Origin of the sequence: Sulfolobus sp. E5-1-F, from assembly GCF_009601705.1 — an archaeon.
In the GTDB taxonomy this organism is placed as follows: domain Archaea; phylum Thermoproteota; class Thermoprotei_A; order Sulfolobales; family Sulfolobaceae; genus Saccharolobus.
In genome coordinates this window covers 2,274,024-2,288,025 of sequence record NZ_CP045687.1, presented here as the reverse complement: position 1 = coordinate 2,288,025, position 14,002 = coordinate 2,274,024, and the positions used below count along the sequence as shown (strand labels likewise).

Sequence of the window (14,002 nt, the reverse complement as noted above, 5' to 3'; positions counted from 1 at the left end):
CAGCAAGATAACTTTTTACCTCGTCACCTTTCCCTTGTCCCAGCCTTCATCATAAAGTACTTACTTTTCAAATATTCTAATACCTTAGGAATATTTATTTTCATAGGACATACTTCCCTACAGTTACCAGCATGAGAGCAAAGCAAAGCCGGCTTATAATCGTTATAAACTACACCACTCCACATTGCACCCATTGGGCCAGAATAGGGAGGATCGCCCCATTTACCATCTAAAGCCCTATAAACTGGACAATGAAAATGACATCTGCCACATCTTATACAAAGTAACGCTTCCCTCAATACTGGATCCTCATTAGCCTTTCTTCTACCATTATCAACTAAAATTAAGTGAAACTCCTTTGGGCCATGAGCTGGAGATACCCTCTTTTGCTCAACATCACCAGTTGATGAAGGTCCAGAAGTAACGTTTATGTAAGTTGGAGGATATAGACCAGCATAAGCTGCCTGAACTAAGGCTTCGTAAATTGCATACTCTAAATTTGGTAAAATCTTCTCCACGCCAGTAATTGATATGTGGACTGGAGGAACTACACTACTCATCCTTATATTACCCTCATTCTCCACTAAAACAATAGACCCTGCATCTGCAGCTACTGCATTAGCCCCAGTAATTCCTATATCAGCTGTCAAGAACTTTTGTCTCAAGAATTCCCTAGCAACTTTAACAATATCCTCATGTTTATCCCCTGGATCTACTCCCAATTTCTCCTTTAGTAACTCCCTTATTCTCTCCCTAGTCATATGTACAGCGGGGGCAATTATATGTGATGGAGGCTCGTCAGCTAATTGTATAAGCAATTCACCTAAGTCAGTCTCCCAAACCTCATTTCCTATTGACTGTAAATACTTCCTAATTCCCGTCTCATACGCAACCATTGACTTTCCCATAACCACCCTCTTGCCACTACCTACAATTTTACCGACAATTTCCCTAGCCTGTTCAGCGTTTTCCGCAAAATACGCCTTACCCCCAATCCTCTCCACTGACTTCATGGTCATCTCTATGTAATAATCTAGATTACTAAGAACCTCTAATTTTCCCTCTCTAACCTTCCTAGCTAGATCCTCTAAATATGGATGTTCTCTCAATACCTTAAATACCCTAGGAACGTTATGCTCTACACCCCTCTTTATTGCAATATCCCAATCACTCACCACTTACCACCTCTGCGAAATCATAAGCTTCCACATAAGGAGAAAGATTAGCGTAACAGAATGGACAAGCTAAGAGAACCTTGTTGTGAACACTTTTTAAAGCCTCAGCCCTATTCCTCGCTATCTTATCACTAATCTCCTTATTTATTGGAGCCAAAGGACCTCCACAACACATTGATGTCTCCTTACCAGTCACCATCTCATCCTCCTTCAATACTATTCCACTGTTTTTAATCACTTCTCTAATGGAATTCCTCATCCCTAGAAACCTCGAATAAAGACATGAATCGTGAAATACAAAAGTCCCCTCCCCCTTTACCTTGACGTTTTTAATGAGTTCGAAGTAGTTTACAATTTCCACATTCCATGATGAAGAGTTCATTTCCTTTATCCTATAGAGCGTATAGTGAGTATGAGGATCTACAGTTATTATTCTCTTCACGCCGTAAGAATCAAAAAGTTGAACTAATTTCTTAGCATATTCCTTGAATTCATCCATCATGCCCATTTCCAATAGGATTGTTCCACTATAGGGCTCATCCTCATATAAATAACCGAAATCAACATTGCTGGACTTTAGGATTGAAGCGATATTCCTCAATATCTTATACGAACGCGTATCCTTAGGCTTATAGAAGACCTTTAGAAATGACGAAAACTTTTCCACACCTTTAAACTTAGATAAAGTAGGCAAAACTTCGTCAAATTTCTTTCCTAACTCAGCTAATTGATAAGAACAGCCAGTGTAAATTATTGTAGCACCTCCTTTCCTTATATTTAAACCATTAGCCCATTCGTGGCAAACACTTTTATTCACTGGAAATGGGAGGTAATCTTCCATTAAATACTTCATTAAGTTCTTTTTAATGAAATTGAGCTGATCTTCGTCTATCATTAAATTGAATTATCAACTCCTCATATAATAAGTTTTTATCCTAACGTGTGTAAGATTATATATAATGATTGTTAAAAATTTCATTACTGGACCACTTGCAACAAACTCTTACCTAATAATAGCCGAAAAGGAAGGGGTAGTAATAGATCCTGGAGGAGATATGAGTGAACTAATACAAACTGTAAGAAAAGAGAAGATTAACATAAAGTATGTTATAGCAACACATGGCCACTTCGACCACGTCATGGGAGTAAACCAAATGAAAAGCGAGTTCCCTTCCTCAGTTTTTCTAATTAACGAAAAGGACCTAGGCTTGTTAAAGAGAGCAAGCAGTATGGCCCAATCATTCCTTAACCTATCAATTTCAGATGTGGTAAAACCAGATGGTTACGTAAAGGAGGGAGATGAAATAGAACTAGGAGGAGAAAAGTTAAAAATTATTGAAACCCCAGGACACACAATGGGGAGTATTTGTATCATAGCTAATGGATATATCTTTACGGGTGATACGCTATTTTACGGAACAGTTGGTAGAACAGACTTAGGTGGATCTGAGAAATTATTGAGAGAAAGTTTAGAGAGATTAAAGAAATTACAAGATGAAATAATAGTCTATCCCGGTCACGGTCCATTTACAGTGTTGGGATATGAGAAAATAAAAAACCCGTTCCTCACTATGGATATATTACCGTAAATCAACCCAACTTGTTCTCTAACTTATTCTCCAGATCGTCTAAAACTACTGTTAGCCTCCTAGCAACCTTTTTATCTTGTATTGATTGAACCTTCTCCCTTATTTCGTCAAGAAGCCTTTCCGCTTCTTCACACTCATCACAATCCTCAGATGAACAATTAACACACTCCTCAACTAGCTTTTCTGCCTTATCTAGTAGTTTTCTAACCTCACTTTCCATAACTCTATATATTATGAGCTGTTATATAACCATTTATTAGTAAGATATGCTAAGAAGCCGTGCTTTGTGGAGTTGTTAAATTTTCGCTGATATTTAAGAGAGTTGTTATGAACGTTACTTTGTGGACTTCATGAATTTTTGCAAAAGGCTAAAAGGCTTCACAAACAGAAACTGTATATCTTCCCATTAATTGAAAATATAGTAGTTAAACGTAAAAAATACTCAAGAAATTAACTAAATGTAAGGAGAGAAAGAGTTATAAATTCATATATTATGCCTCCATTGCATTCACAGCTAGGAATTCTCTATGTAAGATCATCTCTTCCCTAAAATACTTAAAAGCTTAAACCGATTCTTATAATTATGAGCCAAGAAGAGAGTGGACCATTCTTTGAGGATTTCAAAGTTGGTCAAAAGTTCAAAAGCAAAGTTGGGAGAACAATAACAGACGTTGATAATATTTGGTTTACACTTTTAACAAATAATTCTAACCAAATTCACTTTAACAAGGACTATACAGAAAAGTACTTCCCTGGTGAACCTTTTAACGGTAGACTAGTTGTGAATGGCTTCCTAACACTCTCAATCGTAGCTGGACTATTAGTTGAGCAAACAAGCCAAAATGGATTTATGCTGGGAATAGAGAACGTAAAGTTTTTACACCCAGTATTTTCCGGTGACACTATTTACGCTGAGGCTGAGGTCATTGAAGTTAGGGAATCTAAAAGTAGACCGGATTTCGGAATAGTCAAGATAAGGACTTATGGATATAATCAAAAAGGAGAGAAACTCATAGAGTTTGATAGAGTATTTATGGTAAGGAAAAGAGGGACAAAATGGTCTAGCTAGTGAAAGCAGTCTCATTGGGGTAAACTTGAGCAAACACTGTAACATTATAACCACTGATTTGAAGAACAATAGAGTAGTTCCATACGTAGCCCGGTAATGAGAAATTGTAAATTAAGGGCTGTGGAAGATGCTCGTTATTAAGGGGCTGTGCTTGTCCATTAGATATTATGAAGGGTATTACTTTAGAGGTGACATTATAGATAACACTACCCTTCATGTAATAGACGCCAGTTAGCGTAAAATTAGCACCACCCTTTAGTACAATGAGAGTAGAATTAGCCCAAACCGAACCTGAGGAACTTTTTGGATAAGTAGAATTGAAGAATATTAGAATTCCACCCCCATTTATTTGATTCTTAAGAACTTGAACGTAATCTAGTTGTTTAGCCGAAGGCACAGAGTAGTTACTAAGTATATAAAACAAGGGGACCAAAATTAATACTATTATTATTATAGCAATTATAAAACCGATATATTCTGACTGAGCTTTTCTCATAAGTTAACACCATTATTCTGAAATATAGTAGTTCCAATTAAAACGAAAACGTGAAACAATGAGAGAAGATAAAACATTAGCTCCATTAAACGACATAGCCGATAAATTCCATAAATTGTATTTGTCTTCCTCTCTTAAGCTATCCTTCATCAAATTCGTCACTATTAACATCACTAAATAATATTAGTGACGAGATATAAAAATGTTCCCAGTATTTAATCAGTATTCACACCAATTTTATTACCTTGTCGTATGATGAGAAGAATATTTTTAAATAGTACTTTACGTAAGTTTACCTCAAATCCCTTAAACCTTAAATACTTACATAGATGCTCCTCAAAAAGATTTAAATAATCGTAAATACACCCAGCGTGTATAATATAAACGTGCCTTAGATTTCACACTGGAAAAATTAAACGTATATACCATACGTAATTTTCAAGCAGCTACTATTTTAAACATAACGCAATTCAGCTCTCCTATACAATTTCAATTTGTTTCTGTAGATCGAGATTAGAATGATTGCTTCTGCATTTCAACAGTAAGGCTAGGAGAGGATGAGCTTGAAGACGTATCGTGTTAATAGAATTAAGTGAATAAACCATTATGTCCATACCTAATATATTTCATAAAGGCCCATCACTAAATAGATATATGTTGCATAATTTTTGATTGAATTATCCATTTTCAGATAATATATTACAAAGTAGATCGGATAGATAACCATATAAGTACAAACCATTTGCTAATGGTATTGGATTAAATTTACTAAGATATAAAAAATCAAACAGTTTTTCAATTTTTTCTATAATTTAAAGAAGATACCATTGTATCGTCTCGCCATAATAAACACTAATAGTCATAGGCTGATTAATTAAAACGTAAGACGGAATATTAGGAAATGTATAAGTAAAGGTAGATCCATTAGAATATTTGAATTTTACAGTTTGAGCACCAAAAGTATATTCTCCATTAAATATTTCAGTTGGACCAAAACTATACTTTCCTCCAATAATCCAGTAACCTTGGTTATAGTTATAGTTATAAACTGTATTATTTAAAATTAAACACACGCTCCCAGGTAAATTATATCCATTAATATATACATGATAATAATTATAAATGTTATTATAGTTTATATAAACTGTAGGAGTTTGTGACGTAGAAGGAGGTACAAATATTATAAACGATCTTGCAATATAAGTGTTTTTGTTATAAGTAGAGTTTGAATAAATATAATACTTAATTATACCTATGTTTTGCTGAGTTGTATCGTTAAATTGTAAGGTGTATATAGTAATGTTTATATATCCTGCAGTAACTTGGATAGTGCTACTTCCTTTAACAGTGTAGTTACTACCATCAATATTTACGATAATCGGAACGTTAGGGTCATTAGTATTAACTTGAAGGTTAACCGTGGTAGTCAATATACTGTAATTGGCTATTAATACAAGAGGTTGACCTTGCAAGGTTACTTTAACTCCTTGGCTTGTTGTGGAATTAAGGGTAGCTTGACCCAATTTTATCCAATTATAAAATACTCCAGTAATTATTTGACCCTTACTGTTTTGGTAGTAAACGTATTGTGGGGCTTTCACAATAAAAGTACCAGTTTGGTTACCAAAAGCGACTGGAGTAGTGTAATTCTTAAATGAGCCATAAATATTAGATGTAACGTTGGCTGAAACTGATAACGGACCGTTATTAGTATAAATTTGCGCTAATATTTCAGTTCCGCCTTTACCTGCTGTAGCAAATGGTCCAATCGATGATCCAGGTTGTAGAAAGAATATGTTACCTAAAGAAGTTACTATAATTATAGGCTTACCGGAAGTATAACTTGGTAAATTTATGAGTTGACCTTGAGATATTACTAAAGGATATTTAATTGATGTCACGTTCACCCATATTCCATTAGAATTAAGATAAAGGATGGAGACTATGGTTAAATTTGAAGGAGGTACAAAAGTACCATTCGAATAGGTTACGAAAATAGAACTACCATTATAATAAAGGGATGGGTGACCGGTAGTTACTTGTGAAATTTGAAGATTCTTCAAATAGACGTAGTTGTTTACAATTGACTGGGTTACAGTGTTATATTGTGACGAATATTGCACATAATATAGTATGGGAACTAGAACCACCAATACTATAAAAATTAAAATAATTATTGAAATGACATTCGATAATCCCTTCTTATCCATTGCTATTACCCCCTCCAGTATAAGGTTCTCCATAATATTTCCACTCTTGATAGTTTATCAATATAGTTGGTGAATTAATACCTATTGTCCCATAATTACCTTGAGAAGCTTCAGGAAAATAAACATATTTAGTAGTTAAATTGTATAGTGTTACATATATTGGATAATAAGAATGAAGATAGCTTGCGTGAACAATCTGGTAATTCTGGTAATATTGAATAGTAAGTGTAAAACTACCACTCATGTCAATTAAATAATCTAATGTAATAGTTAACTCTGTACCGGCTTTGAAGTAAATTTTCTCTGGAATGTAATTCTGAGGATTACCTAATACTATTTGCTGATTAGTTCCCCCTATTTGAACTTGTAATAACTGGCCTGCTATACTTCCATTAACTGGAGTATTGTTGTATGTAGCCCATACTCCTGATGGAAATTCGAAATAATTCATTGCGATAACTAAATAGTATGTCGAATAGCTTCTATAGCTGGCTGTTATTTCTCCACTCCCATTAACAAATACTGTATAGGAGTTTATTACACTTATCTTACTAGTAGATGATGATAATCCAGTAAGCTGATAGCAATTTATTTGACCACCTTGTATTGTTACTACTTGATTATTCTGCATGGATACACCATTCTTAATTGGCATTGCGTTATAAGCAGATATATAGTTGCTTGAGGTCGAGGTATAGTTGAATGTTATATTATAGTAAGACGGAAATTGTATTACGTGGTATCCATAAGTCAATTGTAATTGTAATCCGTTAGAACCTATATAGTATTGTTTGTTATCTATTAACACTGGTATTGTCTTATTAAGTGAGGTTAGGGTAACTTGGTTATTATTCAGAGTTATAGTGCTTCCTAGTGGTAAACCATTAGTATTTATTAATACGTTGAATTTCTGTAACTGTGCTTTATATATTGCAGTTAAAACTAGAGGTCCAGTTACGGTAAAAGTGGTAGAAAGTTTAGAGGGTGAATTTAAGTTCCCATACCCTACCAATGTCCAGTTTTGGAATGTAGCGGTCAAACCATAACCTTGCAAGAATATGGTAGAACCATTTTTATCACTAATCGAATACGTACCTGGATTAAGGTAATAGACTTGCGGGGTTAGTAAAGGCGGATTAGCTCCTAAAACTACTTGGATACTTACTGGTATTATCTTACTTCCATTAATAACAAATGCAGTAACATATACTGGTACTTTCCCTGCTGGGCCACTGATTGTTACTGTAGTCACTGAGGTATTTGGGTTTAGGAAGTAGAAATTAGCTTGAGAAGACACTATTAAGATAGGATTGTTAAACGCTGATGATGGTAAGTAAATATTCTGATTCCCAGCTACTACAATCGGTTGTTTAAGAGTGGGAACCCAGGTAGTACCGTTGAAGTAATAAATTTGAGTTATGTTAAGAGGATATGGAATCGAACCATATAGAAATTCAATATAAGGTGTTAAGGAGGAATTGTAGTATATGTTGGGATTTCCTCTAAATACTTGGTTTTGTTCATTCTTCTGAAGTTGTTGATAACCAGTACTTGCAATTTGCCCTTGACTCGAATAGATAGGAGTTGAGTTAAATATTAGGAGTGCTGGTATTAACACGGAGAGAAGAATTATAAGTGTTATTATCAAGAAAATTGCAGAAGATAAGGCTTTCCTCATGTTGAAGGCGCCCCCGTGAAAGTATATCCTATTCTAAACCAATAACCGTTTGAATTATATAATACCCAAACTATTAATATATAGTTATTCCCATTTACTCCATTTACTACTACCGTGACTGGGGTATTGAAGGGTACAGTATAAGCAGTTATTTGAGAGCCGTAAACTATTTTACCACTTACATCGTATATTGGTATATTTATTGAAAGACTTTTAGCTAATTTGCCGTTTGATGAATATACAAAAAACTGTGGAGATGACTGTGGGGTTACTAGCCCTACGTCTTGCTGTAAATATGAAGGTTCTGGGAATACTATTAGCGTAACGTTTCCAGATAATGCTGGGTTATAAACCTCAATTACAGTGCTCGCATTAACTGAATTAGATATTAATGGTCCAACGGATATTGTTGTTGACGAGGAAATTGAGCTAGCTTGTTGTTGGGCTAGGCTAAATATTTCGTGAGGGAGAAAATACGTCATTGTAAAACCGAATAAGACTAATCCTATTAGCACAACTGCAACAATTATAATGAACTCTTCTGTTACCTCTGAAGGCATCTCTATTCTGTATTAAGAAAAAGTTATATATAAATCCTCGCTAAGTATTCTATATATGCCTAATGTTATCACGAATTTGTTGTTAATAATCGCTACAGTGCTGATTGCACTTTCTGCTTTTGCAATTTACTCAGCATTCTTTTCAGTTCAAGGTCTTGCTTTCTTACAAGAGGAAAACGTAATAGGTATTTCTAAACTAGTTCAAGTAGTTGTTTCACAGGTTACGTTTAAGGGACTACCACCTAACTATACTTACTTCAATGTTAGTTACCTAGTCTGGGTTAATTCACCTACTAAGTATGTAACTGTTATACCTTTCGTTGCTTCACCCCAATTAAACTCATTTTACACTCTTCCTAGTAGTAGTCAAAACGCAACTATACTGTTTTCTAGTACTAAGGGATATATTCCATTAAATACTAAGTTTCCATTTAGCGGTAATGTGTATTTACCTCAACAGAGTCAGTTAATTGGCAACGTTAGTGGTGTTTATGCGTATAATTTGACTTCAAATCGAAGTTATATATTGTCAGCCAATGTTAAGAGTGGGCAAATAATTATATTGTGGATACTGTATTATTATCAAGGAAAGTGGTATAGACTAGATTACACTTACCTAAACCCGTCAAATGCAGGGATCGGAGTATATGTACTGACGGGAAGTGGTAACTATGTTGGTAATTCTAAAAATGCTAATAATCCAGCTCCCCACGTATTAACGAGCCAGACTGGGTTAAGTTTTGGATTATGGTTTAGACTTATTTCTAATGCGTCTGCTAAAGCTTACCTTATGAATGTTACCATTACACCTACTGGTAGTAGTAATGGTAACAACAATAAGAATCTCTCTATTTTAGCCTGGATTGTAGGGAATAAACTATATGTCGGAATCTACGATTTGTCCAGTAATTTGTTTACAGGCAAAACTTATCTGTTAACGCTTTATCAAGGTAATTGGTATTTCCTTAACTTTAGCTTAGGAAGCGAACCGCAATCTCCCAATAGTGTTAATTTTACAATTTATAACTTAAGTACTCAAAAATGGCTTAATACTACAATATTATCAACTATGACGGAAACTAATGGATACGTAGCAATAGTGAAGTTTGGATCTACAATCACAGCCATTACTATGTCTCAAGCTTATCTTGTAACACTGCAGAGTAATAATCCTACTGCTCAGCAATGTTTTTATAACGTTTCAACTACAATGTATAAAAACGGGCCATTATATAATAATACGCTTAATTATAATTGGACAATAGCTCATTCGAATAATGAACTATATGCAATAGGTTACTGGTATTTTGTGTATCCAAGCTATCCACCACCCTCAACAATTCCAGGGATACTATGGTATTGGCCTAGTGGAAGTAGTGAATATCCATCAATCTACTATATACCAGAACAAGGTTACAACACTTATGTTCTAATATAATTTTTTAAAAACCTACATCTTGTTATTTTGATAACTCTTCAAGTTCAATCTTTGACGCTTTAGGCCCTAAGATTGCTACATCTAGGGTCACTATAAGAGCCATAATGAACACTATAGTGTACATTGCAACTGGTCCATTACTATATAGTACTATTGGTAATATAGTTAACCAAATGTAATTTCCTAACCTACTTAAGGAGTATTGTACACCATCTGCAAAAGCTCTTACTCTGGTTGGATAAAGTTCAGCCCCGTATTGATGGAAAGCGTTGGAGAATATGTTCGATAAAAAACCGAACGCGAAACCAGATACTACTGCCTCCAGAGGAGAGGAGGAGAATCCGAAAGCTAACCCTACCAATCCCATTAATAGCATTACTATACTTACCTGCCATTTTCTGTCAAACTTTTGACTATCTATGATAAATATTGATGCTAAAGAACTAATAAAATATGAAGTATAGATTATCATAGTGTATTGTAGAGTATGTACTAATGTGAAACCCTTCGCAAATAGCACTGATGGAGCCAGTGATGCGAAACCGTAATATACCCCAGCTTGTAAGAACTCAAATATCCAGAGCATCACCGTCCTCCTCCTATACAAAGGCGAGAATAGTTCAGATATCTTAACCCTTTGCGAAGTTATAACTTGAACTTGTAATGGTTCTCCTAATTGGCCCTTTTCCTTAATCGCAATCTCCTCTATCCTTTTAACTATTTTATCAGCTTCTTCCACTCTTCCCTTACTTTCTAGCCATCTAGGGGATTCCGGTATTAGGAACCTAAATGGAAGTATTGTAAGTATCCCTAAGCCTCCTATTATGAATAACCATTGCCAACCGTATAGAAGGTATTTATGAGGTAATAAAAAGTAAGCTAAAACTGCGACAACTATAGGTGCTGTCCACGCTGCAGTGTAACCTATAGCTAAAGCCCTACCTCTTATGGCTGACGGAAAGAACTCCGTTATTAAAACATCTAAAACTAATATTGCCTCTGGTCCAACACCCATTCCCGCTATGAATCTCAGCAATCCATAGGTCAAAATATTGGGGGAAAATGGTATCAACAGCAAACGCCACTGAAGTAATTGCCATATTAATAATCAGAGCTGTTCGTCTACCTATTGAATCTCCTATATAATTGAATATTATTGCACCTACAAATGCTCCTAGAAAGAAGATTGCGACAGTGTAGTAAATTCCAGTTGCTGATGGAACTTTAAAAAACGATGCAACTTGTGATGCTACGAAACCACCAGTGAATAGATCGTAGAGTTCGAAGAACTCTCCTAGCGTTAACAATCCTAAGAGTTTCGTATGAAAAGACGTCCAGGGTAGTCTTTCTATTCTTCCAGCTATGCTCATAAGTGATTATAAATTAAATAAACTAATAAACTTTCCAAAGGGTAGATGTTCGAAATTTCATGCAAATAATCTTATTTATCTTCTACTTTCTAACGTAAAATATGGAAAAAGTTAGGGTTATCGAACTGGGAAGTAACATATCAGCACCATTAGTAGGTGAGATCCTAGCTGATTTAGGTATGGAAGTTATTAAGGTTGAACCACCACCTTTCGGTGATGATAGGAGAAGAGTTAAGCCTGAGATTAATGGAATTAGTATCTATTTTGCGAGTACGAATAGAGGTAAAAAGAGTGTTGTAATTAACTTGAAGAGTGAGGAGGGTTATGAGATCTTTAAGAAATTGGTTAAAACTGCAGACGTTATAGTGACTAATTATAGACCTTCAGCACTAAGGAAGCTTGGCGTAGACTACGAGAGTGTGAAGAGGATTAACTCTAAAATAATTTACTGTTCAATAACGGGATTCGGTAATTTCACTGAAGAGGCAGATAGGCCAGCTTACGATACTATAATACTAGCACTAAGTGGTTTAATGGACATGACTGGTGAGGAAAATCCGGTAAAATTCGCAACTTCAATTTCAGATATTACTACTGGGTTACTTGCCACTGTAATGGTATTATGGGCTTTAAATAAAGGAGGACCGGCCTTTATTGACGTTCCAATGATTTATACTCAGTTTTATTTAACCCTAGAGGACGCTTACATGTATTTGAATACTGGGAAAGTGCCTAAAAGGATGGGTTCTGCACATAGGTATCTAGTACCATATCAAGCGTTTAAGGTTGTTGATGGTTATATTTACGTTGCAGTGTTTAATGATGAGCAGTATTTAAGACTTTGCAAGGCGTTAAATAGAGAGGACTTATGTAAATTCGACACTTTGCAGAAGAGAATTGAAAATAGAGATTATATAATAAATGAATTGGAAGGAGTTTTCGAGAAAAATACTAGAGAGTATTGGGTTGAGTTGTTAGGTAAGGCTGATGTACCAGTTGCCCCAATATTAAACCTTGAAGAGGCGTTTAAAAGATATGGAAATAGGTTAGTTTATGAGAGTGATGGTGTAAAGTATGTTAACTTTCCAGTAAACATAACGTCAAATAGGAGTAAAGCGCCTAAACTTGGCGAACATACTAAAGAGGTTTTGCTAGAATTAGGGTACTCAGAAGAGGACGTAAATAGGTTAGCTGAAAAAGGGATAATAATGTTAATATGATTTAGGAAGTCCTAAAATGTGATGAGCAATGTAAGCTAGGATTAAGTTTTGCGATATCGGGGCTACCTTATATAACCTAGTCTCTCTAAGTTTTCTCTCTATTCCAGTTTCCACAGCATACCCATAACCTCCGTAAACGTCCATTGCGACATTTCCAGCTTCCCAAGCTATCTCAGTAGCTAAGTATTTGGATATATTTGCGTAACTTCCAATAGTTTTTGTATCTTTCCCCTCTTCTATTACTCTTAAACCTTCATTAAAATAAGATGAGAGGGATACCAACTTAGCATATACCTCAGCTATTGGAAATTGAACACCTTGAAAACTACCTATTTGTTTGTCGAAGACGACTCTGTTCTTGGCGTATTCAACTGCTTTGTTTATGAACCACTCCGCATTGCCGATCATTTCAGCTGCTATCATAAACCTTTCCGCATTTAATAGGTCAAGTAAATAGTAGAAACCCTTTCCGACCTCTCCTATAACGTTATCCTCTGGCACTTTGAGACCATCTATAAACACTTCATAAGCATTGGTGTTTGACATGGTCTTTATTTCCCTCATCTCAATTCCATCCCTTCCCTCTCTTAGATCAACTAAAAACAAGGTTATCCCATCTGTCTTCTTTTCAACTTTTTCATAGGGTGTCGTTCTTGCTACTACTATCATAAAGTCAGTGTACTTTAACCTAGAAATGAATATCTTGTGACCCTTTATGAAGAAACTATTCCCAACTTTTTCAGCAACTGTCTTAATTTTCGTCGTATCCGACCCAACTTCTGGCTCAGTTAAAGCTAATGATAGTACTTTAGCACCATTTGCAAGATCCTTGAAGTACTTTTCTCTTATCCTCTTACCACTATGTTTTGATAGTAAGGCAGTGTTATAATAATGTCCATGTACAAAATATGAATTGCCACCCTTCAAGTTGATGTTATAAAGGATTAAGGAAGCTAGTCTAACTCCTTTCCCTATACCGCCGTACTCTTCTGGTATCAAAATTGACCCTAATCCCAATTTCATGAAGTCGTTGAGAAAGTCTAGTGGGAATTCCCTCTTTTGATCTTTATCTAACCAATACCTCTCGTCGTACTTTACCATTAATTGGTCAACTGTTGAAAGGATTAATTTCTCTTCTTCGTCTTTTGGTTGTAATAACATACAAATAAAAGGTAATTAACTTGTTTATATAGATTT

At 35.2% G+C, this 14,002-nt stretch carries 12 protein-coding genes and 1 pseudogene; 4 read left to right on the top strand and 9 right to left on the bottom strand.

Translation table 11 applies throughout. The annotated features are described in order from the left end of the window. Positions 1–23: 23 nt before the first annotated feature. A complete protein-coding gene (locus tag GFS03_RS12065) occupies positions 24–1,175 on the bottom strand; it encodes an LUD domain-containing protein (RefSeq protein WP_153424315.1) in 1,152 nt (383 codons plus the stop codon). Next, the gene (locus GFS03_RS12060) at positions 1,168–2,070 is read right to left on the bottom strand and encodes a (Fe-S)-binding protein (protein WP_153424314.1); all 903 of its coding nucleotides are present in this window, start codon (positions 2,068–2,070) and stop codon (positions 1,168–1,170) included. The genes GFS03_RS12065 and GFS03_RS12060 overlap by 8 nt, the downstream gene beginning before the upstream one ends. Before the next feature lie 64 nt (positions 2,071–2,134). Here GFS03_RS12060 and GFS03_RS12055 point away from each other — a divergent pair, with 64 nt between their 5' ends. After that, positions 2,135–2,764 carry an MBL fold metallo-hydrolase gene (locus GFS03_RS12055; protein ID WP_153424313.1) on the top strand — a complete coding sequence of 210 codons (630 nt, stop codon included), beginning with the start codon at positions 2,135–2,137 and terminating at the stop codon, positions 2,762–2,764. A 1-nt stretch (position 2,765) separates the two neighbouring features. Here the strand turns inward: GFS03_RS12055 and GFS03_RS12050 are convergent, their stop codons facing one another. After that, positions 2,766–2,984 (bottom strand): hypothetical protein, encoded by a 219-nt coding sequence (locus GFS03_RS12050; protein ID WP_153424312.1) that lies wholly within the window; start codon positions 2,982–2,984, stop codon positions 2,766–2,768. Between the two features lie 363 nt (positions 2,985–3,347). On the opposite strand from GFS03_RS12050, the gene GFS03_RS12045 reads away from it, so the two are divergent. Next, positions 3,348–3,833, top strand: a complete 486-nt coding sequence (locus GFS03_RS12045; RefSeq protein ID WP_153424311.1) for a MaoC family dehydratase — start codon at positions 3,348–3,350, stop codon at positions 3,831–3,833. Here GFS03_RS12045 and GFS03_RS12040 read toward each other — a convergent pair. The 4 genes from GFS03_RS12040 to GFS03_RS12025 form a co-directional block, all read right to left on the bottom strand. Beyond that, positions 3,826–4,329 (bottom strand): hypothetical protein, encoded by a 504-nt coding sequence (locus GFS03_RS12040; RefSeq protein ID WP_153424310.1) that lies wholly within the window; start codon positions 4,327–4,329, stop codon positions 3,826–3,828. The two genes, GFS03_RS12045 and GFS03_RS12040, sit on opposite strands and share 8 nt — an antisense overlap. 812 nt (positions 4,330–5,141) lie before the next feature. Then, positions 5,142–6,539: a hypothetical protein gene (locus tag GFS03_RS12035; protein WP_153424309.1), complete on the bottom strand. Its 1,398-nt coding sequence runs from the start codon at positions 6,537–6,539 to the stop codon at positions 5,142–5,144. Further along, on the bottom strand, positions 6,532–8,217 hold the full coding sequence (locus GFS03_RS12030; RefSeq protein ID WP_153424308.1) for a hypothetical protein: 1,686 nt from the start codon (positions 8,215–8,217) through the stop codon (positions 6,532–6,534). The genes GFS03_RS12035 and GFS03_RS12030 overlap by 8 nt, the downstream gene beginning before the upstream one ends. After that, positions 8,214–8,777, bottom strand: a complete 564-nt coding sequence (locus GFS03_RS12025; RefSeq protein WP_153424307.1) for a hypothetical protein — start codon at positions 8,775–8,777, stop codon at positions 8,214–8,216. Before GFS03_RS12025 ends, GFS03_RS12030 begins: the two co-directional genes overlap by 4 nt. A 55-nt stretch (positions 8,778–8,832) precedes the next feature. Here GFS03_RS12025 and GFS03_RS12020 point away from each other — a divergent pair, with 55 nt between their 5' ends. After that, entirely contained in the window at positions 8,833–10,215 is a 1,383-nt protein-coding gene (locus GFS03_RS12020) for a hypothetical protein (protein ID WP_153424306.1), read from the top strand. 22 nt (positions 10,216–10,237) lie between these two features. On the opposite strand, the pseudogene GFS03_RS12015 reads toward GFS03_RS12020, so the two are convergent. Next, positions 10,238–11,585, bottom strand: a pseudogene (locus tag GFS03_RS12015) (MFS transporter). Between the two features lie 101 nt (positions 11,586–11,686). On the opposite strand from GFS03_RS12015, the gene GFS03_RS12010 reads away from it, so the two are divergent. Further along, positions 11,687–12,805, top strand: a complete 1,119-nt coding sequence (locus GFS03_RS12010) for a CaiB/BaiF CoA transferase family protein (protein ID WP_153424305.1) — start codon at positions 11,687–11,689, stop codon at positions 12,803–12,805. Here GFS03_RS12010 and GFS03_RS12005 read toward each other — a convergent pair. Further along, positions 12,797–13,966: an acyl-CoA dehydrogenase family protein gene (locus tag GFS03_RS12005; RefSeq protein ID WP_153424304.1), complete on the bottom strand. Its 1,170-nt coding sequence runs from the start codon at positions 13,964–13,966 to the stop codon at positions 12,797–12,799. The two genes, GFS03_RS12010 and GFS03_RS12005, sit on opposite strands and share 9 nt — an antisense overlap. Positions 13,967–14,002 lie beyond the last annotated feature (36 nt).